This is a genomic window from Sandaracinus amylolyticus (assembly GCF_021631985.1).
Lineage (GTDB): Bacteria > Myxococcota_A > Polyangia > Polyangiales > Sandaracinaceae > Sandaracinus > Sandaracinus amylolyticus_A.
In genome coordinates this window covers 9615726-9638107 of record NZ_CP070225.1, presented here as the reverse complement: position 1 = coordinate 9638107, position 22382 = coordinate 9615726, and the positions used below count along the sequence as shown (strand labels likewise).

Here is a 22382-nt window from a genome sequence, read left to right as displayed (position 1 = left end):
ATGACGACGAAGACGATCGCGGCGTGCGCGCTGCTCGCGACCACCGCGTGCGAGCCCGAGGCTCCCGAAGCATGCGAGCCCGCGCCGGGCACGATCTGCACGGTGGTCGGCACCGGGCGCGCGGGGCTCGCCGGTGACGAGGGGCTCGCGCGCGAGGCCGAGCTCTATCTGCCGATGGACTCGGCGATCGGACCGAATGGCGACCTCTACGTGGTCGACTGGAACAACCACCGCATCCGTCTGGTGAAGGACCCGCTCGAGACGAGCGTGATCGAGACCTGTGCGGGCAGCGGTCGGCTCGGCGACGGACCGCCGGGCCCGGTGCTCGAGGCGGACTTCAATCATCCGACCGACATCACGTTCGACGGGTCGGGGCGCATGTGGATCGCGGCCTGGCACAACAGCCGGATCCGCGTGGTCGATCTCGCGGCGGAGACGCTGAGCGACATCGCGGGCACCGGAGGTCGCAACTACTTCGGCGACGACGGTCCGGCCGCGAGCGCGGTGCTCGATCTCCCGGCGGGCCTCGACTTCGACGCGGCGGGGAACCTCTACTTCGTCGATCAGGCGAACCAGGTGATCCGCCGCATCACGCCCGAGGGCACGATCGAGCGCGTCGCGGGCATGTGCGTGACCAACGAGTGCGCGGACGGCGAGACCCCGGTCGCGTGCCCCGGCGGAAGCGGTCGCACCCACTGCGGCGAGGACCCGACCGCGTGCGAGCTGCCGTGCATGCGCGCGTACGGTGGAGACGGCGGGCCCGCGCTCGAGGCGCGCTTCGCGATGCCGTTCGGACAGTCGGCGGATCCCTCGGGGCGCATCGCGATCGCCGACGACGGCACGATCTACTTCGCGGACAGCCACAACCATCGAGTGCGCGTGATCTCGCCCGACGGGATGATCGACACGCTCGCGGGCACGGGCACGCGCGGCTACGCGGGTGATGGGGGCGCGGCGAGCGCGGCGCAGCTCGACAACCCGGTCGACGTCGAGCTCTCGGCGGACGAGGGCACGCTCTACGTGACCGACACCTTCAACCACTGCGTGCGCGCGATCGATCTCGACGCGGGCACGATCGACGTGGTCGCGGGTCGCTGCGGCACGCGCGGGTTCGAGGGCGACGGTGGCGATCCGCGCGAGGCGCTGCTCGATCGTCCGTACGGCGTCGAGGTCGATCACGCGACGGGGAATCTCTACGTCACGGACACCCACAACCATCGGGTGCGCGTGATCGTGCCCGCGCTCTGATCGCGTCGTACGAACGTGGACGCTCTGCCGCGGAGATTGAGCGCGCGGGCCACGCGAGCAGACTCGTTGGCATGGCGGGGAGCGCGAGCGTGCACTGGGACGGAAGCGTGATCCGAGTGCACTACCGTGGGTACATCGACGGCGCCGCGATGCGCGAGGGCACGAACGGAGTGAAGCGCTGTCTGCTGCAGCGGCAGCCGAGCGCGATCCTCTTCGACACGATCGAGGTCGAGGGATATTCGCCCGAGGTGCGCGCGCCCGGCGTCGAGATGTTCCGCGCGCTGAAGGACAACGGCGTGGGACGTGCCGTCGCGATCTCCACGTCGTCGGCGGTGCGGATGATGGGCTCGGTGTTCGCGTTCGCGACCGGGATGCCGCTCGAGTTCGTCGACTCGCGCGCCGAGGGCGAGCGGCGCGTCGCGCTGCGGTGATCATCAACCGGAGTGCTCGTCCCGCCGGTCTCGGACGGGAGCGCGCGAAGCGGGCGGACGGGAGGGGCCGGCGGGCGAGCCGATTTGCCTGCCGGAGTGCTCGTCCCGCCGGTCTCGGACGGGAGCGCGCGAAGCGGGCGGACGGGAGGGGCCGGCGGGCGAGCCGAGTTTTCTACCGCGCGCCGCCGCCGAAGAACTCGGCGCCCGGTCGCGCCAGCACGGTGGTGCGCGCGTTGGTGACGTCGATGCGCAGGAGCGCGCCGCCGCGCGTGAGGCCATAGAGCGTGGCGCCGAACGGCGCGAGGCCCCAGATCGCGTCCTCGCCGGTCGCGCCGATCACGCGCGCACGCGTGCCTCCGTCGAGCGGCACCTCGACGAGCCAGTCACCGCCGCGACCCCCGGTGACCGTCGCGTAGAGACGTCCTTCGACGAATGCGAGATCGCCACTCGCGCGGAGCCCGCCGGGGAACGTCGCGACGCGCGTCGCGGTGCCGCGCGCGAGATCGAAGCGCACGACACGATCGTCGACCGAGCCGTAGAGCGTGCCGTCGGGCGAGATGTCGAGACCGACGAACGCGCCCATCACGTCGACGAGGCGATCGACGGTGCCCGCTTCGGGATCGACGCGCACCAGCGTCCCCGCGACCGCGCCGTAGAGCGTTCCGTCGGGATGGAGCGCGAGATCGGTGAGCGTGACCGGCGTGGGCGCGAGCTCGCGGAGCGCGCCGCTCGGGAGATCGATCTCGTAGAGGCGCGTGCGATCGTGGGCGAGGGCGCGCGCGACGCAGCCGAGCGTGGGATCGCAGCGATGGCTGATCGGACAGAGATCCGCGTCGGGCTCGCGCACGCACGCATCGAGCGTCTCGTCGCAGACATCGACGGTGCACGCGATCGCATCGCCGCACGCAGGAGGTGACGCGACGCAGCCGAGGCGCACGTCGCAGCGCTCGACGCCGGTGCAGAAGAGCGCGTCGTCGCACCACATGTCCACGGGCTCGGCGACGCAGGAGCCGTCGATGCAGCGATCGAGCGTGCAGTCGAGCCGGTCGTCGCAGTCCGCGTCGAGCACGCAGCGCGGTGCATCGATCGGCGGCGGTGCGTCGTGTCCGGCGTCGATCGGTGGAGGCCCGGCGTCGAACGGCTCGACGGGCGGCGGCACACCGAGATCGGTGCGCGCGCCGCAGCCGGCGAGGACGACGCAGAGGAGCAGAGACCGCGCGGTCGTCACAGCTCGTTGTCGTAGATGAAGGCGTCCTCGCCGTTCGTGACGGTGACGAGGAGGATGGTGTCGCCGCGGGTCTCCTCGGAGAGGTCCGCCCATGCCGTGCGCAGCTGCTCCGCGTGCATCGGCGTGTCCGTCATCACGTGGAGGATCTGCTTCACCCAGCGGTCGAGCTCGTCGACGTTCGCGGTGCTCGCGTGGATGTCCTCGAGCTTCTTCGTGAGGACGCGCTGCGCCTCGCTCAACGGATATGCGGCGTCGCGCGGGAACGACATGCCGCGCGTGACGCTGACCCCCACGCGGTGTCCGTCGATCTCCACGAGCAGATCGGTGCGCGTGCCGTTCGGGTCCATGTAGCGGATGCCGGGCTCGCTCGCGAGGAGCGTCGCGCCCTCGCATCGCGCGAGGACCTCGAACGACATCGCCTCGCTGTACACGCTGCTGCCGCCGACGGTTCCCGCCTCGAGCACCTCGCGCGCGCCTTCGGTGAAGTGCACGAGATCGGCCTCGGTGATCCGCACCGGGAACGTGATCTCGTTCTCGAAGAGGAACTCCGACGGATCGAGCAGCTCGGAGTCGATCTCGTCGCAGCTGCCGGAGATGATGCCTTCGACAGGGGGGCCGGCGTCGGGCATGCCCGCGTCGAGCGCGGCGTCGATCCCCGCATCGTCGGTCGCCGCTGCATCGACGCCCGCGTCGATCGAGGACGCGTCGGGCTGCGTGCCGGCGTCGGTGGGCCCGGGTGTCGGATCGCCGCACGCGACGAGGAGGACGGAGAGAACGAAGAGCCGCGATCGAAGTGCCACGCGCCGAGGCTACACGGGAACGCCCCGGATGCCTTGCGGATCATGCCGCGCGGGCGGCCGCCCGGGCGCCGTACGTCGCGCGCGCCCACGCGGCGGTGGCGCGTACCTGCTCGTCGAACGGCGTGGGCTCGACGCCCAGCTCGCGGCGGAACGCGGAGTCGTCGACGAGGTACGGCTCCTCCCACTGATACGCCATCTCACGGAGCTCGCGCATCAACGGCACGATCACGCCGGTGATCGCGAGGAGCCAACCGGGCAGCTTGGCGATCCGCACGTTCATCCCGAGCTCGCGGCCGAGCGCGTCGCCCCACGCGCGCATCGAGCGCGCCTCGAGCGTCGGCAGGTGCCAGATCCGACCCGTGACGTCGGGCGCCGATCCGAGCGCGGCGAGCCCGCGCACGACGTCGGGCCCGTAGCTGAACGCGTGCGGCAGATCGGCGTCGCCCAGGCACTCGCCGGCGCTCCCCGCGAACACCCGCGTGAAGAAGCGATCGCCGAGGTGCGCGCCGACGATCTCGGGACCGACGAAGTCGCTGGCGCGCGCGATCACTGCGTCGACCTCGCCGGCGCGGTGCGCAGCGAGCACTCGCTCGGCGAGGTGCTTGCGGAGGATGCCCTTCCGCGAGCAGGGCTCGAACGGGCCCTCGGGGCGCATCGGCGCGCCGCCCATGCGACCGAACGCGTAGAGATTGTCGAGCACGACCAGCCGAGCGCCCGCGGCCTTCGCGGCGACGATCGCACCCTCGACGAGCGGCGCGAGCTCGGTGTGCCAGCGATCGTAGGGGACGTTGGTCGTGCTGTAGACGACGTCGGCCCCCCGCGCGCACTCCGCCGCGAACGCGGGATCCACGACGCTGCCCCGAACGCGCTCGACGCCCGGGATCGCGGCGCCGGCACTGCGCGCGACGAGGCGCACGCGGTGGCCGCGCTCGGCGAGGAAGCGGGCGAGAGCCGTGCCGATCTGACCGGCACCGAGGACCACGTGGAGCGAGCTGGACATGGCTTCCGTTCCTTCCGGCGCTCCTGGCGCCACGAGCGGAGCATTGCGCGGATGCATGGCCATGACTCTCGATGCAAGCCACCCTTGCAATCGTGCAAGCCTCGGATTCGACGCCGCTGCGCTGGGACGACGTGCAGCTCTTCCTCGCGCTCGCCCGCGAGCCCTCGCTGGCGCGGGCCGGTGCGCGGCTCGGGGTCGACGCGTCGACCGTCAGCCGTCGCCTCGCCGCGCTCGAGGACGCGCTCGAGCTGCGGCTCTTCGATCGAACGCGCGAGGGGCTCCGCGCGACGGCGGCCGCAGAGCGGCTCCTTCCGTCGGCGGAGGCGATGGAGGCCGGCGCATCGGGGTTCGCGCGCGACGCCGAGAGCTTCGAGCGCGAGATCGAAGGCAGGGTGCGGCTCACCGCGCCGCCGGGGCTCGCGGACTCGTTCATCGCACCGCTCCTGGTCGAGCTCGTCGCGAAGCACCCGCGGCTCTCGATCGAGCTCGACGCGAGCATCGGCTATGCGGACCTCGCACGGCGGGATGCCGACCTGGCGCTGCGCGTGTCGCGGCCGCGCTCCGGGGATCTGGTGGCGAAGCGGATCTTCGCAGCGCGCGAAGCCGTGCTGGGCGCGCCGGCGTACGTGAAGAGCCTGGGCCGGCTGAAGCGAGCGTCCGACGCGCGCTGGATCACCTACGCCGACGACCTCGCGTCGCTGCCCACGATGCGATGGCTGAAGCGCGAGGCGCCGGCGATGACCGCGGTGCTCGCGACGAGCGACTTCTCGGCGCAGGCCCGCGCCGCCGAGGCCGGGCTCGGTGTGTTCGTCGCGCCGAGCCCGTTCGTGCACGCGTATCGGCTGGTCGAGGTGCCGCTCGCACGGCCGCTCGCGACGTCGCTCGCCGAGGTCCCGGAGGGCGAGCTGTGGCTCGTCGGGCATCGCGCCCTTCGCGACGTCCCGCGCATCGCCGCAGTGTGGTCGTTCCTCGAGGCATCGTTCGAGCGCATGACGAAGGAGCACGCGCGCCGGCGGAGGTGAGGACCACGTCGCGGATCGCACGTGCGTGCGGAGCGTGACGCCGGGGCGTGCCGGGCGTGACGCCCCGCGCGTCCGCGCACGCAGCTCTCCGTGCAATCTTGCGGGCACGCGGCGTGCTGTTTCGCACACACGGCGTGCTCGCCCTCGATGCGAGCGCGCCGCGGAGCTCAGCATGCCGGCATCACTTCCTCGCGCGTCGTGGTCACCGCCTCCACCGAAGCTCCCGGAGACGACGGCCACCCGCACACTTCGCGCGCTGATCGCCGACGCCGCGCGCATGGGCCCACGCGCGCTCTTCGTCGTCGGCGCGGATCCAGCTGCGACATCCGAGCTCGTCGATGCGGCACGGAGCGGCACGAGCGTGCTCCGCGGGCGTTGCGTCCCGGGTCGACCCTACGCGGCGCTCGCGCCGATCGTGCAGGGCGCGCTCGGGATCGCGTCGTCGCGCGGAGCGGTGCCCGAAGAGCTCGATGGTGCGCTGGCATGTGCGCCCGGGTGTCATGCGCGGTGGTGGGAGCACGGCGCGGCCGACGACGTCGCCCGACTGCACCGCGATGCACCGCTCGCGCGCCGCGAGTCGCTCCACGCGGAACGACGCGCTCGCTTCGTCGACGCGATCCGCAGCGTGATCGAGCGCGCGGCCGAGGACGGCGCGCTGCTGCTCGTGCTCGACGATCTCGAGCACGTGGATCACGGCACCGCGGAGGTCCTTCGTGCGTGGATCGAGCCGCGCGCCGATCTCGAGGCGCCCGCGAAGCTGCCGATCGTCGTGCTCGGCACCACGCCGCGCGCGAGCGCCGACACCGGCGCGATCGCGACCCTGATCCAGGCGCCGCGCGCGACGACGTGCGAGGCCGGGCGCTTCGATCCCGCCGCGCTCGCGTGCTGGCTCGCGGAGCCCGAGATCACGACGTGGATCACGACGCGCACCGGCGGCCGCGTGCGCGCGCTCGAGCGCTGGCTCGCGACCGCGGCCGAGCCCGCACCGCACGAGCCGGTCGCGCGCGCGGAGGTCCCCGATGCGTTCCCCGGCGTCGCGCTGGCCCTGGGCGTCGCGCGTGCGATCGGCCGCTCGGTCCCGCTCGCGGCGCTGGTGACGCAGCCCCGCGATCGCGCCGCGCTCGAGCGCGATCTCGAGCGTCTCGGCGCGCTCGCGCGCGACGGCGACGGCTCGCCCTCGATCGCGTGGCCGCGACCCGCGCCGATGCTCGACGCCGCGGTGCAGGGCACGGTGCACGCGCACGCGGCGCGCGCCCTCGAGCGCATGGGCGCGATCGAAGAGGCGGCGTGGCACGCGTCGCGGTCCGACGACGTGATGCTCCACGTACGGCTCGCGCTCTCCGCCGAGCCCGCGCTCTCGGCGCGACACGGCGCGCGCGAGGCCGCGGACCTGCTCACCGCGGCGCGCGCGCGGCTCGACGAGGATGCCGAGCAGCGCATCGTGCTCGACGCGCGGCTCGCCCGGGTGTGGAGCACGCTGGGCGAGTCCGAGCGCGCGATCGAGTCGGCACGCGCGGTGTGCGAGCGCGCGCCCCACGATCTCTCGGCACGCCTGCGCTGCGGCGAGATCCTGCTGCGCGCCGGGCGCCACACCGACGCGATCGCGTGCTTCGATGCGGTCACGACCGGCCCGAGCGCGCGAGAGCACGTGGAAGCGCGCGTCCTCGCGGCCGAGGCGCGCTACGCGACCGGGGATCTCTCGGGCGCAGAGCGCGACGCGCGAGGCGCCCTCACCGACGCGTCGGCGCAGGACCATCCGTCGATCCGGATCGACGCGCAGAACGTGCTCGGCAAGATCGCGCTGGCGACCGGCGACACCCGCGCCGCACGCGCGTGGTTCGCCGACGACCTCGCGCACTCGCTCGCCGCATCGCTGCGCACCCACGAGTGCGTGGCGCGCCAGAACCTCGCGATCGCACTGATGCGCGAGGGCGCGCTCGACGACGCGACGACCCACTTCGAGGCGAGCTCCGAGCTCGCACGATCTGTGGGCGCCGCGTGGCATCGCGCGATCGCGCTCGAGAACCTCGGCGTGCTCCATCACCTGCGCGGGCGGTGGAGCGACGCGCGTCGCTGCTATCGCGAGTCGACCGCGATCCTCGAGCCGATCGGGCATCGCGACTGGCTCGCGCGACTGCTGCTCAATCGCGCCGGGCTGGAGCTGACGCTCGGTGATCCGGCGCACGCGCGTGAGCTCGTGCAGCGCGCCCGACGGGTCGTCGGGGACGAGCCCCGGCGCGCGTTCGCGCGGCGCGCGACGCTCGTCGAGGGCGCGGTGCTGCTCGCGCTCGGCGACGTCGAGCGCGCCCGCGATCTCTTCGAGATGGTGCGCTCGGGTGAAGGCGAGCCGTCGAGCCTCGCCGAAGGCGCGCTCGGCGTGGCGCGATGTGCGCTGGAGCTCGGCGACGTCGCGCTCGCGCGCCGCGCGCTCCACGACGCATCGCAGACGTGCACGTCGCCGCGCCTCGCGTGCGAGCGCCAGGAGCTCGAGGTGCTGCTCGCGATCGCGACCGGTGGGCCCGCGGCCTCGCTCGCCCGCGCGGCGCGCGAGCTCGCGTCGCGCACCGAGCACGTCGAGGTCGAGCTGCGCGTGTGGTGCCATCTCGCGCGCGCCCAGCTCGCCGAGGGCGCGCTCGACGCGGCCCGCACCTCGACCGAGCGCGCCGACGAGCTCGAGGCGCGCCTCGCCGAGCACGTCCCCGACGACACGCGCGAGCTCTTCGCGAAGCGTGGCGACGCGCGCGCCCTCGGTGCGCTGCGCGATCGCCTGTCGGCCGCGCGCCCGCAGGCGAGCAGCGCCACGGCGACCCGGATCATCATCGGAGGCTCGCGCGCGATCGAGCGCCTGCGCCGATCGATCGAGCGCGTCGCGGGCTCGGACGCGCAGGTGCTGGTCCTGGGCGAGAGCGGCACCGGCAAGGAGCTGGTCGCCGAGGCCCTGCATCGCCTCTCGCCGCGCGCCCGCGGTCCGCTGGTGCGCGTCAATTGCGCGGCGCTCACCGAGTCGCTGCTGCTGAGCGAGCTCTTCGGCCACGAGCGCGGCGCGTTCACCGGCGCGAGCGCGCGCAAGCTCGGGCTCTTCGAGACGGCGCAGGGCGGGACGCTCTTCCTCGACGAGATCGGCGACATCTCGCCGCCCACCCAGGTCGCGCTGCTCCGCGTGCTCCAGGAGCGCACGATCGTGCGCGTCGGCGGGACCGCGCCGATCCGGGTCGACGTGCGCGTCGTCGCCGCGACGCATCGCCGCCTCGAGCAGCTCGTCGAGCGCGGCGCGATGCGCGAGGACCTCTACTACCGACTGCGCGGGATCGTGCTCGAGGTGCCCGCGCTGCGCGAGCGCCTCGAGGATCTCCCCGCGATCGCCGATGCGCTGCTCGCACGCATCGCGCGCGACGAGCGCACCACGCCGAAGCGGCTCTCGCCCGCGGCGAGCGCACGGATGCGCGCCCACCGCTGGCCCGGGAACGTGCGCGAGCTCGAGAACGTGCTGCGCGCCGCGTCGGTGCTCGCGCAGGACGCGACGCTCGAGGTCGACGACGTCGCGCCGCACCTCGTCTCGCCACACGCCGTCTCGCCACACGCCGCCGCGACGAACGACGACGACGCGGAGAGCGGCGAGCTCGAGACGCTCTACTGGGCGAGCCTCGGCGACGGGCACTCGGTGTACGAGCTGCGCCGCAGCCTCGAGCGGCGCGCGATCGAGCGCGCGATCGACGAAGCGGGCGGGAACCTCTCGCAGGCCGCGCAGCGGCTCGGGATGAAACGTCCTCGTCTCTCGCAGCTGGCCAAGGAGTACGGGCTCCGCAAGAGGTCGTCATGAAGACGCGCTGGACGTGGGCTCTCGCGATCACGATCGCGCTGCTGGGCGGATGCGCCGGGCAGTCGGCGGAAGGAGCCGTTGCCGAGGCGCTCGTCTCGGACGAGCGCGTGCCCGCGGCGGTGTGGCGCGTGATCGATCCGATCGCGTGCGGCGACGCCGACGGCATCGCCGGGTATCTCCGCGCCGAGGACGCGGACGAGCTGGTGATCGGCGTCGATGTGCGCGGCGCCGCGCGCTGCATCGACACGATCGCGTTCGAGGTCCCGCGGGTCGTCGCCCAGCGGCGCACCGTCGCGCTCCTGCCGCCGCCGCGAGGCGTCGATCCCGAGCCTCAGCCGATGCTCGGCTGGTCGCGCTGCTCGTGGTGAGCGTCCCGCGTCGCGGGTCGCACGCGAGGGCGTGCCTGCGATGACGCGCGCTCGATCGCACACGCACTGCAGGGAAGGTTTTCGCGTGGCATGCCGTTTGACGATGGGCCGCGCGATGCCTGCCCTTCGCGACCTCTCGAGCTCTCTGGCCGCTCTGTGCTCGTGCAGCGTGATGCTCCTCGCGGGCTGTCACCTCTCGCACGAGCGCGACCGCGTCGTTCCACCGAGCCAGCCCGATGCGGGCGACCCAGGTGCGGACGCCGGCCTCCACGACGCGCACGTCCCTCCGCCTTGCTCGCCGTGGACGCTGCGCGTCGCGAGCGTCGCGCCCGACGACGACGCCGCGCACGTGACCGCGACGCCGATCGCGTTCCGCGCCGGGCACGACACCACGATCGCGTTCGTGACCCACGGCGCGCTGACCAACGCCGGCGAAGGCGACGTCGCGCTCGACCCCACGCGCTGCACGACGACCGGTGATGCGACGACGTGCTCGCCCGACATGCCGGCGTCGTGGGACGGCCCGGGAACGCTGCGGCTCTGGGCGCGCGACGGGATCGTCGAGCTGCCGATCGCGCCCGACGAGATCGCGGCGACGAGCACCCTCGCCAGCGCCGATCTCGACCGGAACCGCAAGCCCGATCTCGTCGCGTTCGGGCGCTTCTCCGGCGCGATCGCGCTCGATCACGAGGGCAACGTGCGATGGCGCGCCGACCTGCCCTCGCAGGACGAGGTGCGCGTGCTCGACGTGGCGCTCGCGGAAGGACGCCCGCGCTCGATCTCGGGCACGCCGCTCGTCGTCGATCTCGAGGGTGATGGTGAGGTCGAGGTCGCGCTCGGCTACGGGCTCGTCGAGGGGCGCACCGGCGCGGTGCGGTGGCGCGCGTCGGGGCATCGCGGGATCAACCGCGTGTACGGGCCGCTGACCTGCGCCGGTGATCTCGACGGCGACGGCGTGCTCGAGATCGTCGCGGGCGGCACCGCGTACCGAGCGGACGGCTCGGTGCTCTGGCAGGCCGCGGTGAGCGACGGGTTCTGCGCGATCGGCGCGACCGCGATCGCGCTCGTCTCGGAGGGCACGCTCACGCTGCTCGATCGCGACGACGGCGAGGTGCGATGGACCACGCCGCTCGCGGGTGCGCTGCGCACGGGCGCCACTGGGCCCGCGGGTGGGCCGCCCACGTGGGTCGACGTCGACGGTGATGGTGACGAGGAGGTCCTCGTGGCGTCGGAGTCGCGGCTCGCGCTCTACGACCGCGCGTGCGACGACCCCTCGTGCACGATCGACGGATGGTCGATCGCGATCGAGGACGGCCTCAGCGGCGTCACCGGGGTGACGGTCGTCGACGTGGACGGCGACGGCGCGCTCGAGGTGTTGCACGCCGATCAGACGACGCTTCGCGTGCTCGACGCGCGCACCGGCGCGGTGCGGGTCACCACGCCGCGCCTCGCGCGCACCCGCACCGAGCGCCCGCTCTTCACCGACGTCGACGGCGACGGAGAGGGCGAGATCGTCGTCGGCCTCTCGTCGGAGTGGGACGGCAACCACGAACGGCGCACCGAAGGCCCGAGCCAAGGGCTCGCGGTGATCGGACCGTCGTGCGCGCGCTGGGCTCCGCCCCACGGCGATTCGCCCGCGCGCGAGCTCGGCCCGGACTAGTAGACGCCCGGGACGATCTTGTAGGGCACGAGCCGCTGGTACTCTTCCCACGTCGCGCCGTACTTCGCGTGACAGCGCCGGTCGTCTCGCGCGGCGCGGTCGAAGAGCAGGATCGCGAGGAACGCGAGATAGAAGTACGGAATCGCGTGGCCGAGCCCGGCGGGCAGCGCCCAGCAGAGCGCGAGCACGAGCTCGGGCACGTAATGGAAGTGCCGCGCGACGCCCCAGAAGCCGGAGACGAGCAACAGATTCGTGCGCTCGACTCCCTCGCTCGTGCGATATCGCGCGACGAGCGTCTTCGGGGCGCGGCCCCAGATCGTCGTGCTCCCGTTCGTCGCGCGGACGCGCTGGCGCTGGGCGTCCGCTTCGTAATTCGCCCAGAGCGCGGCGACGCCGAGGACGAAGATCGCGATTGCGAGCATCGGAGTCAGCTCGCGTGGATGATGCGCGAGATATTGCCCGGAGATCGTATAGACCGAGGGCACCCACACCAGCACGCCCCAACAGATGTAGTAGCCGAATCGGTCGTGCATGATGTCGAGCGAATTGAAATAGCCGCTCTCCCACACGAAGAACTTGAGCAGATAGAGCATCAGGAGACCGCTCGAGACGAGCATCGAATTCGCGATGAATCCGTACGTCTCCGACTGATGAAGCGCGAAGCACAGCGCGAGCGCGCTCCAGCCCATCATCGACACCCGGCAATTGACCAGCTGCTTGAGGCTCGCGCCGAAGAGCGTCGGGTGCAGCTCGATGCCCTGGAAGAAGTCGAAGAGCGGATGTCCGGTGTACGTCGCGTCGGTCGACGATGGATAGTGCCGGCCCTTCCAGTAGAGGAACGCGCAGAAGAGCAGCGCGGCGACGTTGAGCGTCACGATCATCGCGCCGAGCTCGCGCACCACCGTGCTCGCCGACCAGAGATCGAGCGCCCACGTCGCGACGAGCACGACGTGGGTGACGAGCCACGCCGGAAAGCCGTTGATGCGATACCGCGGCTGCCGTCCGGTGGGCGTGACCGGACCGAGGTGCTCGCGACCGGGAAGCAGCGCGAGCAGCGCGCCCTGCGCGACGATCCAGAGCGCGAGGATGCCGGCCGCAGCAGCCGTGGGCCGCGGGACGAGCCGCACGAACGTCGTCGCATCGATGCTCGTGACGAAGAGCGCGATCGAGCCGTCGAAGTGCGCGCAGATCATCCACAGCACGACCACGAGGATCGGCGTCGTCGAGAGCAGCAGCCCGGGCGCGATCCAGCGCCGGAACGCGGGGATCTCGAGGGCCTTCCGAGCCGGCGGCGCGGGGCGCGTGACCGGGCCGTGCCCGGTCAGGATCCACGACGCGATGCGCTCGACCGTCACTCGTCCTCCGCAGGCAGGGCTCCGCGCATCGCTCGCGCGGTGGCCGCGCAGCGCTCGTGCCCTTCCGTCCCGCACCTATGCGCGCGGGCGTGCGGCTCAAGCGGGGGTTACTCCCAGAGGGGTCGGAGCGACGCGATGCCCCACCACACGATGGCGGTGCCGCGCACGGCGAGCTCGATGGACGCGGCGCGCACCAGCTCGCGCCGCACCTCGCGCTCGTGCGCGGTCTCGACGTCGGTCACCGCGATCGCGGGTCCGATCCCGAGGCGCTGCGGAGAAGGCACCCAGCCCGCGAGCGGGAGCACCGCGTGGAGGACGGTCTCGATCCGCGTCGCGAGCCACACGTCGGGATGTCGCGCCGCGCCGAGATCGAGCCGCAGCCAGGTCGCGTCCTTGCGCTTCACGATCGCCTCGCGGCCCTCGCCTTCTTCGATCGTCGACTCGTCGCTGCGCTCGAAGCGACGCCCGAGCGCCAGGAGATCGAGCAGCTCGTGCAGCGGGCGCAGCGCGGGCGCCGCGCAGAGGATGCACACCAGCAGCGCGGCGAACGCGGGCACGACGCGGCGGAGGTCCTGCACCAGCCACATCAGCGGCAGCCCGATCACGCCGAGCGCGATCGTGAGGAGCGCGACCTGCGGGCCCATCGTCGGGCGTCGCGCGTCGCGCGCATCGGGCGCGATCTCGGGGCCGGCGTCGACGTCGACGAGCACACGCGCGAGGCGATCGAGCTCGGGCGTGCACGCCTTGCGTCGCGCCAGCCATCGCGGCGCGGCGTCGGGCGTCGCGAGCGTGATCGCGCGGCCCTCGCGATCGGTGATCTGCAGCACGCGGCCGCGCTTCGTCTCGTCGACGCGGGCGCGCGCGTCGAGCCAGCGGATCGCGGTGCGCACGGTCGGGCCGTCGTGCTCGGTGATGCCCTCGCGATCCCAGGTGACGCGCGCCGGTCGTGGATCGCGCGCGCGCTGGAGCATCGGCGGGAGCAGCATCGAGATCGCGAAGGTGAGCGGCGCGGTGATCGCGAGCAGCGCGGTGAGCGCGCCCTCGGAGAGCGAGTGCGCGAGCAGCGCGGGCGCGAGCAGCGCGACCCAGAGCCCGAGCCCGGGGAACCCGACGAGCGCGCCGAGCACGCCGAGCCGCACCAGCCGGCCGCGGGGAAAGCCGAGCGAGAGCTCACCTTCGCCCTTGCCGCGCGTCTCGGAGATGTCGTCGTCGCTCACGGGACGCGCAGCGTAGCGCGTCAGGAGAGCGCGAAGAACGCGAGCGCAGCGAGCACGCCGAGCGCGCAGTCGATCAGCGCGAAGCGCGCGCGCTCACGCTGGATGCGTCGCTCTTCGTCGGTCGGGCCGGGGAACAGGTGGACACCGGGCGCGTCGCGATAGGTCGCCCCCGCATCGCTCACGCGCGGGAGCGCCGCGTCGCGGAGAGCCTGCCGTCGATCTCGGAGGATCATGAACGGCCCCCGACCGATCCACAGCGCGAAGCCGAGCACCGGGAACGTGAGCCACACGTCCTGCGAGAGCGGCATCAGGAGAAACTGCACGGGCGCGAAGAGCAGCCACCACGACCACCAGAGCCACGGCGGCTCGTACACGTCGTTCGTGACCTCGCGCGCCCGCTTCAGGGAAGGCTCGATCGGATCGAACGAGTCGACCCAGTGGCTGCGCCCCGGACGACCGGCGACGCCCGCCCCACACAGCTCGATCACGTGATCGCCGTCGTCTCGGATCGTGACCGCGGCAATCGAGCCGTCGTCACGCCGCAGGAAGCACACACGCGACTCCGACCAGCGCAATGTCGCGCGCACGATCGGCCCCTCGCGCAGCGAGATCTCGTCGCCGTCCCAGACGAGCCGCAACGACGCGTGCCGAGCACGCTGGACACGCCCCCACGCGACCATCGACGCGAGCGCGAACGGAACGATCGCGAGCCAGAGCCAGAACGAGTCGGGCCGTGGCGCGACCCAGTCGCCGCAGGGTGGCTCGCTGCGCAGCACCGACCCGAGCCCCAGCAGGACGACGAGCGCCGGCAGCAATGCCCGCGCGAGCCGATAGCCCGGTGTGTCGGTCTGGGGTGGAGCTGGGCGGACCGCTAGCTCGTTCATTTCGAGACTGTGCAACGCGCGCCTGCGGCGCGCTCATCCGCGCCTCGCGTTCTGGTAGCGTCGCGCGCATGCGCTTGTTCACGCAAACGTTCTTCTTCCTTCTCGCTCCTGCCACATTGCTCGCGTGCGGCGGCGACGACGGCGCCTCGCCCCTCGACGCCTCGGTCCCGCCCGACGCGTACACCCAGCCCTTCGCGTTCGACGGCAACTTCGCGGCGCGCCCCGACGCGTCGTTCGCGCAGTACACGCAGGACGACACGCTCTCGATCTTCCACGTGCAGCTCGAGGCGACGCACAACAGCTATCACCTGCGCCCCAGCGACGATCCGGTCGTCGACTGGGACTACGAGCACGCGCCGCTCGACGTGCAGCTCGAAGAGCAAGGCGTGCGCGGCCTCGAGCTCGATCTCAACTGGGACGACGACATCGGCGTGCATCGCGTCCTCCACATCCCGACGGTCGACGCGCGCAGCACCTGCGATCTCTTCGTCGAGTGCCTCGCGATCGTACGCACCTGGTCCGACGCCCACGCCGATCACGTGCCGCTCGTCATCCACCTCGAGCCCAAGGGCGGCGCCACCGCGGCCGAGCGCCTCGCGCGGATGCTCGCGATCGAGAACGAGATCCGCAGCGTGTGGCCCGACGAGCTGATCCTCACGCCCGATCGCGTGCGCGGCGATCACGCGACGCTGCCCGAGGCCCTCGCCGAAGGCGGCTGGCCCACGCTCGGCGAGACGCGCGGGCACGTGCTCTTCGTGATCGACGACTCCGAGGCGCTGCGCGATGCGTACGTCGCCGACGCGCCGAGCCTCGAGGGGCGTGTGATGTTCGTCGACTCCGAGCCCGGCGACACCTTCGGTGCGTACGCGATCATCAACGACGCGTTCGCGAGCGAGCGCATCGAGGCCGCGCTCGACGCGCACTTCCTGGTTCGCGTGTTCGGTCAGGACAGCGTCGAGAGCGCGCTCGCCGGCGATCGCACGCACCTCGATCGCGCGCTCGCCAGCGGCGCGCACGTGATCAGCTCGGACTTCCCGGCGCAGGTCGAGGAGACGACGTTCTTCGTCGAGATCCCCGAGGGCGCTCCGTCGCGCTGCAATCCGTCGACGGCGCCCGAGGGCTGCACGTCGTCGTCGATCGAGGATCGCTGACCCGAGACGACGCAACGCGTCATTTCGCGCGATGGTGCGGGCGCGCGAGGGGCGCTATACGTCTCCCTCTCATTTCGTCGCTCGGGGCGCGTCCTCCGGATGGTCGGAGGTCGCTGAGAAGCACCCGGGAACCTGATCCGGTTCGGACCGGCGTAGGGAACGCGACGATGAAACGACGCCGAGACGCGTCGCGGAGGAGATCCCGTCATGTCGATCAGCAAGTGGACGCTGCCGCTGCGTGGCGCGCACAACCCGTCGTCGCGCGCGGAGGGCACCACGCCGGGCTCGTTCGCGAACGCGTCGAACGTCGGTGGGCCGCTCGCGTTCAGCTCGCCCGACACGCCGGGGATGCCCGCGCCCAGCGCGAAGACGGCGTGGGACTTCCTGCCCGACGGCTGGTCGCGCGACGCGACGACCGGGTTCGCGATCGCGCCCGCGGGCTTCGTCCCGATCACGCAGCTCGAGCACGCGCGCCTCGGCATCGTCACGCCCGAGATGGAGCGCGTCGCGGCGCGCGAGGGTCACCTCACGCCGGAGCAGGTGCGCGACGAGGTCGCCGCGGGCCGCATGATCATCCCCGCGAACCGCACCCACCTCTCGTATGCGCTCGACGCGATGGCGATCGGCCGCGCGACGAAGACGAAGATCAACGCGAACCTCGGCGCGTCGCCGGTCTCGAGCGGCACCGACGAAGAGGTCGAGAAGATGCGGTGGTCGGTGCGCTGGGGCGCCGACACCGTCATGGATCTCTCGACCGGCGGCGATCTCGACGCGTGCCGCGAGGCGATCATCCGGGCGAGCTCGGTGCCGATCGGCACCGTGCCGATCTACTCGATGATCATCGGGCGCAAGATCGAGGAGCTCACGCTCGACGTGATCCTCGAGACGATCGAGAAGCAGGCGCGTCAGGGCGTCGACTACTTCACGATCCACGCGGGCGTGCGGCGCGCGCACCTGCCCTTCGTGCAGAAGCGCCTGATCGGGATCGTGTCGCGCGGCGGCTCGCTGCTCGCGAAGTGGATGCTCGTGCACGGGAAGGAGAACCCGATGTACGAGCACTTCGAGGCGATCTGCGACGTGATGCGCCAGCACGACGTGAGCTTCTCGCTCGGCGACGGGCTGCGTCCCGGTGGCCTGAGCGACGCGAGCGATGCAGCGCAGCTCGCGGAGCTCGAGACGCTCGGCGAGCTCACCGAGCGCGCGTGGCGCAAGGGCGTGCAGGTGATGGTCGAAGGGCCGGGGCACGTCCCCTTCGATCAGATCGAGTTCAACATGAAGCTGCAGCGCACGCTCTGTCACGGCGCGCCCTTCTACGTGCTCGGGCCGCTCGTGACCGACGTGTTCCCCGGCTACGACCACATCACGAGCTGCATCGGCGCGACCGCGGCCGCCTATCACGGCGCGTCGATGCTCTGCTACGTGACGCCGAAGGAGCACGTCGGGCTGCCCAAGAAGGACGACGTCAAGCAGGGCTGCATCGCGTACAAGATCGCGGCGCACTCGGCGGACGTCGCGCTCGGCATCCCGGGCGCGCGCGACTGGGACGACGCGCTGACGAAGGCGCGCGCGGCGCTCAACTGGGAGCAGCACTTCGCGCTCGCGTTCGACGGCGAGTACGCGCGCGCGCTGCACGACGAGGACCTCGACGTCGACACCGACTTCTGCGCGATGTGCGGCCACGACTGGTGCAGCGTGCGCATCAGCAAGGAGATCGTGGAGTTCGCGAGCGGCAAGGCCGAGGGCTTCGAGCGCGAGAAGGTGATGAAGAGCGCGGCCCTCACCGAGGAGCAGAAGCGCGTGCTCGAGCAGCGCGGCGTGCTCTCGCCGAACGAGATCCACAAGCTCGCGAGCAAGACGCGCAAGGCGGTCGACGCCGAGGTCGGGAAGGGCCTCTGCCACTCGGACTTCGTCGAGCCCGACATCGCGCAGCGCATCCAGAAGGACCGCCTGGTGCAGATCCGGGTGAAGGACGAGGCGACCGCCGAGGACTGATCGACGACGTGTGCTGGCAGCACATCTGTGCTGTCAGCACACCGTTGCCCTCAGCACACGATGCAGCCGCGCACCGGCGTCTTGATCTCGGAGACGATCTCGCCGGTCACCGCGTCGTAGATGCGGATCCACCCGATGCGCCGTCCCTCGATCGAGCAGTTCGCGTCGCTCTGGATCAGCTCGGCCGTGTGGTTCGCGGTCGCGAGCTCGAGGGTGACGCTCCGCAGCCGGCGCAGGCGGATCGGCGCGGCGTCGTCCCAGAGCAGCTCGGTCTCCTCGTCGAACGTGACCGTGTCGTTCGACGCCGCGGTGTAGGTGCCCTCGCCGACCGGCTGACAGCCGTCGGCGGGAGGCGGCGCGAAGTGGGTGTAGTCGAAGGGCGTCGCGCGCACGATCGCTTCGACGACCTCCTCGGGGCGATCGGCGCACGCCTCGATCGCGTCCACGAGCGTCGCGTCGGAGCTCGGGATGTACTGGCCGCCGAACCCGAAGAGCGTGACCACGCCGGCGCGCCGCTCCACCGCGACGGTGAAGACGTCGTTGACCATCACGTAGGGCCCGTACGCGACCCGGCGGATGCGCAGGAAGTCGACGTTCTCGGTGATCGCGGAGCACGGGTACGTCGAGTCGGGGTTCCACTCGTCGCGATCGATCTGGAAGAGATCGGGCGAGGCCTCGAGGATCTCGAAGAGCGCGTCGTATGCGTCCTCGCTGCCGTCGCACTCGGGCAGCGGGATCGCGAGGCCGGTGATCGACGAGAACGTGCCGCGGTTCGCGACCCAGGTGAGCGACGCGCTGGGGTCGAGCGCGGCGAGCGCAGTGGTGGCGCGAGCCTCGGCCGCAGGATCGGGATCGAGCTCGAGGGGCTCGCCGCACGTGCCGAGATCGGCGTCGACGTTCACGACGTACGCATCGATCGTGGTCGCGTCGATCCTCGCGGCATCGATCTGCGCAGCGTCGGTCGTGGAGGCGTCGTGACCTCCGGCGTCGTCGACGTCGTACGGGTCGGACTCGCTGCAGCTGCAGCCCGCGAGCGCGAGGATGGGAACGAGGACGAACGCCGTGCGCAGCATCGCGAAGCTCCTGTCGTGCGATGGAGTTGGCGGCGTGCCCGCGCGGACGTCATCGCGGCTCGCGGCGAGGTGACCGCGCTCACCGGAGCGCCCGACCCCGCGTCGATTGTCCGACGGATCGCGGGACCGATCGGCCACGCGCGGCGCGTGCTGTATCGTCGCCACGAGGAAGGTTCGATGACCGACAAGATCCGACCGACGCACGTGATCGTGACGTGCATGGACTACCGGCACATGGACGATCTCGTCTGCGAGCTGCGCGACGAGACGCGCGTCGGCGTGGACAAGTACGACCACCTGATCGTGCCAGGCACGAGCTTGGGGCTCCTGCAGGGCCGCTACCCGCACTGGGCGCCTGCGTTCTGGTCGCAGCTCGAGGTCGCGCACGCGCTGCACGGCGACTCGCTGCGCCACGTCTGGCTCATCGAGCACCTCGACTGCGGCGCGTACCACACGTTCCTCGGCACCAAGGGCCACCGTCAGCGCGAGGAGCTCCTGCACCGCGCGATGGCGAGCACGATCAAGGACGCGATCGTTCGCTGGTGCAGCGAGAAGGGCATCGGGTGGACCGTCGGGTGCAAGATCATGAAGCCGAAGCCGGAGGACGACGGGCACTGGACGCTCTGCGATCTCGAGACGCCGTAGGGCTCCTTTCTGCGGTCTGGCCCGAGGACCGGCCGTGTGCGACACGATGCGCAGCGCGCTCACCTGCGCGCGGGAGGTGCTCGTGCACACAGGCCCGACTCGATTCCTCGTTTCGCTCGCGGCGCTCCTCGCGATCTCGTGCGCTCCACAACAGCGCGTCGATCAGAGCGCGCTCTCCGACTTCGCGCGCTACGGGCGCAGCATCGCGATCTCCGATCGCACCGCGGTCGTGGGCGCGTACCAGGAGAACGGCGCGCAGGGCTCGGTCTACGTGCTCACGCGCGTCGGAGAGGGCCACGCGTGGTCGAATTCGGGGCGCATCGTGTCGCCGAGTCCTGCCGACGAGCAGTTCGGCGACGACGTCGCGATCGACGGCTCGACGGTCGTCGTCGGCGCGCCGCTCGATCACCAGCCGGGCGCCGTCCGCGCGGGCAGCGTCTACGTGTTCACGCCCAGCGACGGAGCGTGGAGCTCGGTCGCGCAGCTCGCCTCGCCCGGGACGCACCAGGCGTGGGAGGCGTTCGGCGGCGCGGTCGCGATCGATGGCGACACGATCGTGGTCGGCGCGGTCGATCGTGACGCGGGCGCGGTCGTCGACGCGGGCGCGGCGTACGTGTTCACGCGCAGCGGCGGGACGTGGTCGTTCACGCAGACGCTCACGGCGCCCTCGCCGGTCGCGTCGGACGAGATGGGATCGGCGGTCGCGATCGCGGGCGACACGATCGCGGTCTCCGCACTGCGCCGCAACGTCGGCCGCACCCTCGACGCGGGCGCGGTGTTCGTCTACCAGCGCAGCGGCTCGAGCTGGTCGCTCGCCCAGACGCTCACCGCGAGCGACGCCGCGGCCAGCGATCTCTTCGGCACCGCCGTGGCGCTCACGGTCGACGCGGAGACCGGCGCGCGCCGGCTCGTGGTCGGCGCCGAGTCCGCCGATGCGCCGGGCATCACGAACGCGGGCGCGGCCTACGTGTTCGACGCGCCCTCGATCGGCGCGTTCGCGCAGACGGCGAAGCTGGTCGCGGGCGATCCCGTGGTGAACGCGATCTTCGGCACCGACGTCGCGCTCTCGAGCGATCGCATCGTGATCGGCGCGTCGGGCGCGTCGAAGTCGGCGGGCGCGGCCTACGTGTTCGCCGAGACCGCGGACGGCTGGTCGCAGATCGCGCGCCTCGATCGCACCCCGAGCGATGCGAGCGCGTTCCTCGGGACCTCGGTGGCGATCACCGGGCGACACGCGCTGATCGGCGCGACCGGCGAAGAGGTCGGCGCGACGACGGGCACCGACAGCGGCGCGGTGCACGCATTCCGCGAGGACGAGGGCGGCGTGTGGGCCCACGGGCATGCGCTGCACGCGGCGCACAACCCGAGCGCGACGACCTACTACGGCAGCGCGATCGCGCTCGCGGGCGGAACCGCGGTCGCGGCGAGCCCGCTGCGCGCCGATGCGCTCGAGCTCGACGCCGACGGGCTCTCGCTGACGATGCCGCTGCCGCCGCCCGCGAGCTCGCAGCTGTGGGGCGTCGGCACCGACGGCGCGTCGATCGCGGTCTTCGCGCGCCGGATGATCGACGTCGACGAGATCGTCGGCACCGTGCAGGTCTTCGGTCCGAGCGCGAGCGGCTGGACGCTCGAGGCCTCGATCGAGCCGGATCTCACGTCGCCCGCAGGACCGCTCGAGTCTGCGAACGCCGGCTACGTCGACATCGACGGCGACACGATCGCGATCGGCGCGCCGCGCTGGAACGGCGGCGACGGTCGGGTCTTCGTGTGGACGCGCAGCGGCGGGGTGTGGTCGCAGCTCCAGGCCCCGATCGGGTCGGCCGAGGAGCTCACGAACTTCGACATGAACTTCGGTCGCGTGGTCGAGCTCGACGGCGACACGCTGATGATCGCGGAGGTGCCCTCGTCGGGCCTCGGCAGCTCGCTGCGCAACGGCAAGGTGCACGTCTACGTGCGCGCCGGCGACGGCCCCTACGTGCTGCAGCAGACGCTCACCGAGGCGGTGCCCGCGGTGCTCGACGGGTTCGGCTCGTCGGCGGCGCTCGGCGGCGATCTGCTCGCGGTGCTCACGCGCACGACGTCGACGGTGCACGTGTATCGCCGCACCGCGGGCGTGTGGAGCGAGATCTGGAGCCTGGTGATCGACGGTGGGATCTCGAGCTCGTCGCGCCAGATGATCGACATCGACGGGGATCTCTTGACGATCGGCGTACCGGGGATGCAGATCGCGTCGATCGCGGGCGCCGGTGAGGTGCGGGTCTTCCGGCGCGCCGAGGACGACACCTACGCGCTCGAGGACGTGCTGCGCGCGTTCGATCCCGCGGTGAACCGCGGGTTCGGAACGGTCGTGCAGATCGACGGAGACCGCGTGATCGCCGCGACCGCCGACGGCGATGGCGGCGTCTACTCGTTCCCGCTCTGAAGGAAGCTCGTACTTTCGGGGCCCCCCACCCGATCACGTACGACGGCTCGGAGCCGTCGTACTAGT

At 72.0% G+C, this 22382-nt stretch carries 17 protein-coding genes and 1 riboswitch; of the genes, 10 read left to right on the top strand and 7 right to left on the bottom strand.

Annotated elements, in window-relative coordinates; genetic code table 11:
* Both I5071_RS41010 and I5071_RS41005 read left to right on the top strand, forming a co-directional pair.
* Window positions 1–1248, top strand: a complete 1248-nt coding sequence (locus I5071_RS41010; RefSeq protein ID WP_236518844.1) for a hypothetical protein — start codon at window positions 1–3, stop codon at window positions 1246–1248.
* Window positions 1249–1319: 71 nt separating this feature from the next.
* Window positions 1320–1679, top strand: coding sequence for an STAS/SEC14 domain-containing protein (locus I5071_RS41005; RefSeq protein WP_236518843.1), 360 nt, complete (start codon window positions 1320–1322; stop codon window positions 1677–1679).
* A gap of 172 nt (window positions 1680–1851) precedes the next feature.
* Here I5071_RS41005 and I5071_RS41000 read toward each other — a convergent pair whose 3' ends face one another.
* From I5071_RS41000 to I5071_RS40990, 3 genes are read right to left on the bottom strand one after another with little or no spacing between them, the layout of a single operon-like run.
* Window positions 1852–2907, bottom strand: coding sequence for a hypothetical protein (locus I5071_RS41000; RefSeq protein ID WP_236518842.1), 1056 nt, complete (start codon window positions 2905–2907; stop codon window positions 1852–1854).
* Window positions 2904–3707 carry a hypothetical protein gene (locus I5071_RS40995; RefSeq protein WP_236518841.1) on the bottom strand — a complete coding sequence of 268 codons (804 nt, stop codon included), beginning with the start codon at window positions 3705–3707 and terminating at the stop codon, window positions 2904–2906. The genes I5071_RS41000 and I5071_RS40995 overlap by 4 nt, the downstream gene beginning before the upstream one ends.
* Window positions 3708–3747: 40 nt before the next feature.
* Window positions 3748–4707, bottom strand: a complete 960-nt coding sequence (locus tag I5071_RS40990) for an NAD(P)H-binding protein (RefSeq protein WP_236518840.1) — start codon at window positions 4705–4707, stop codon at window positions 3748–3750.
* Between the two features lie 92 nt (window positions 4708–4799).
* On the opposite strand from I5071_RS40990, the gene I5071_RS40985 reads away from it, so the two are divergent.
* The 4 genes from I5071_RS40985 (at window position 4800) to I5071_RS40970 (ending at window position 11577) form a co-directional block, all read left to right on the top strand.
* Window positions 4800–5729, top strand: a complete 930-nt coding sequence (locus I5071_RS40985; RefSeq protein ID WP_236518839.1) for a LysR family transcriptional regulator — start codon at window positions 4800–4802, stop codon at window positions 5727–5729.
* Between the two features lie 172 nt (window positions 5730–5901).
* On the top strand, window positions 5902–9549 hold the full coding sequence (locus I5071_RS40980) for a sigma 54-interacting transcriptional regulator (RefSeq protein ID WP_329611113.1): 3648 nt from the start codon (window positions 5902–5904) through the stop codon (window positions 9547–9549).
* The gene (locus tag I5071_RS40975; RefSeq protein ID WP_236518837.1) at window positions 9546–9917 is read left to right on the top strand and encodes a hypothetical protein; all 372 of its coding nucleotides are present in this window, start codon (window positions 9546–9548) and stop codon (window positions 9915–9917) included. Before I5071_RS40980 ends, I5071_RS40975 begins: the two co-directional genes overlap by 4 nt.
* Window positions 9918–10032: 115 nt before the next feature.
* Window positions 10033–11577, top strand: coding sequence for an FG-GAP-like repeat-containing protein (locus I5071_RS40970; protein WP_236518836.1), 1545 nt, complete (start codon window positions 10033–10035; stop codon window positions 11575–11577).
* Here I5071_RS40970 and I5071_RS40965 read toward each other — a convergent pair.
* From I5071_RS40965 to I5071_RS40955, 3 genes are all read right to left on the bottom strand, one after another.
* Window positions 11574–12932, bottom strand: a complete 1359-nt coding sequence (locus tag I5071_RS40965) for a hypothetical protein (RefSeq protein WP_236518835.1) — start codon at window positions 12930–12932, stop codon at window positions 11574–11576. The two genes, I5071_RS40970 and I5071_RS40965, sit on opposite strands and share 4 nt — an antisense overlap.
* A 107-nt stretch (window positions 12933–13039) precedes the next feature.
* Window positions 13040–14149: a hypothetical protein gene (locus I5071_RS40960; protein WP_236518834.1), complete on the bottom strand. Its 1110-nt coding sequence runs from the start codon at window positions 14147–14149 to the stop codon at window positions 13040–13042.
* Window positions 14150–14169: 20 nt separating this feature from the next.
* On the bottom strand, window positions 14170–15033 hold the full coding sequence (locus tag I5071_RS40955; protein ID WP_236518833.1) for a hypothetical protein: 864 nt from the start codon (window positions 15031–15033) through the stop codon (window positions 14170–14172).
* A gap of 68 nt (window positions 15034–15101) precedes the next feature.
* Here I5071_RS40955 and I5071_RS40950 point away from each other — a divergent pair, with 68 nt between their 5' ends.
* Both I5071_RS40950 and thiC read left to right on the top strand, forming a co-directional pair.
* Complete coding sequence (locus I5071_RS40950; RefSeq protein WP_236518832.1) at window positions 15102–16184, top strand: Ca2+-dependent phosphoinositide-specific phospholipase C; 1083 nt, start codon at window positions 15102–15104, stop codon at window positions 16182–16184.
* Window positions 16185–16256: 72 nt separating this feature from the next.
* Window positions 16257–16361: riboswitch (TPP riboswitch) on the top strand.
* A gap of 30 nt (window positions 16362–16391) precedes the next feature.
* On the top strand, window positions 16392–18176 hold the full coding sequence (gene thiC, locus I5071_RS40945; RefSeq protein ID WP_329611112.1) for a phosphomethylpyrimidine synthase ThiC: 1785 nt from the start codon (window positions 16392–16394) through the stop codon (window positions 18174–18176).
* 50 nt (window positions 18177–18226) lie between these two features.
* Here the strand turns inward: thiC and I5071_RS40940 are convergent, their stop codons facing one another.
* Entirely contained in the window at window positions 18227–19249 is a 1023-nt protein-coding gene (locus tag I5071_RS40940) for a hypothetical protein (protein WP_236518831.1), read from the bottom strand.
* 177 nt (window positions 19250–19426) lie between these two features.
* Between I5071_RS40940 and I5071_RS40935 the strand changes: the two genes are divergently transcribed.
* Together I5071_RS40935 and I5071_RS40930 are read left to right on the top strand one after the other, a co-directional pair.
* Entirely contained in the window at window positions 19427–19894 is a 468-nt protein-coding gene (locus I5071_RS40935) for a hypothetical protein (protein ID WP_236518830.1), read from the top strand.
* Between the two features lie 34 nt (window positions 19895–19928).
* Window positions 19929–22316 carry an FG-GAP repeat protein gene (locus tag I5071_RS40930; protein WP_236518829.1) on the top strand — a complete coding sequence of 796 codons (2388 nt, stop codon included), beginning with the start codon at window positions 19929–19931 and terminating at the stop codon, window positions 22314–22316.
* Window positions 22317–22382: the final 66 nt, after the last annotated feature.

Bases quoted from the DNA above. Each gene is read 5' to 3' on its own strand.
- I5071_RS40955 (WP_236518833.1), bottom strand. From the start codon at position 15,033: ATGAACGAGCTAGCGGTCCGCCCAGCTCCACCCCAGACCGACACACCG.
- I5071_RS40980 (WP_329611113.1), top strand. From the start codon at position 5,902: ATGCCGGCATCACTTCCTCGCGCGTCGTGGTCACCGCCTCCACCGAAG.
- thiC (WP_329611112.1), top strand. From the start codon at position 16,392: ATGTCGATCAGCAAGTGGACGCTGCCGCTGCGTGGCGCGCACAACCCG.
- I5071_RS40975 (WP_236518837.1), top strand. From the start codon at position 9,546: ATGAAGACGCGCTGGACGTGGGCTCTCGCGATCACGATCGCGCTGCTG.
- I5071_RS40970 (WP_236518836.1), top strand. From the start codon at position 10,033: ATGCCTGCCCTTCGCGACCTCTCGAGCTCTCTGGCCGCTCTGTGCTCG.
- I5071_RS41010 (WP_236518844.1), top strand. From the start codon at position 1: ATGACGACGAAGACGATCGCGGCGTGCGCGCTGCTCGCGACCACCGCG.
- I5071_RS41005 (WP_236518843.1), top strand. From the start codon at position 1,320: ATGGCGGGGAGCGCGAGCGTGCACTGGGACGGAAGCGTGATCCGAGTG.
- I5071_RS40990 (WP_236518840.1), bottom strand. From the start codon at position 4,707: ATGTCCAGCTCGCTCCACGTGGTCCTCGGTGCCGGTCAGATCGGCACG.
- I5071_RS40940 (WP_236518831.1), bottom strand. From the start codon at position 19,249: ATGCTGCGCACGGCGTTCGTCCTCGTTCCCATCCTCGCGCTCGCGGGC.
- I5071_RS40950 (WP_236518832.1), top strand. From the start codon at position 15,102: ATGCGCTTGTTCACGCAAACGTTCTTCTTCCTTCTCGCTCCTGCCACA.
- I5071_RS40935 (WP_236518830.1), top strand. From the start codon at position 19,427: ATGACCGACAAGATCCGACCGACGCACGTGATCGTGACGTGCATGGAC.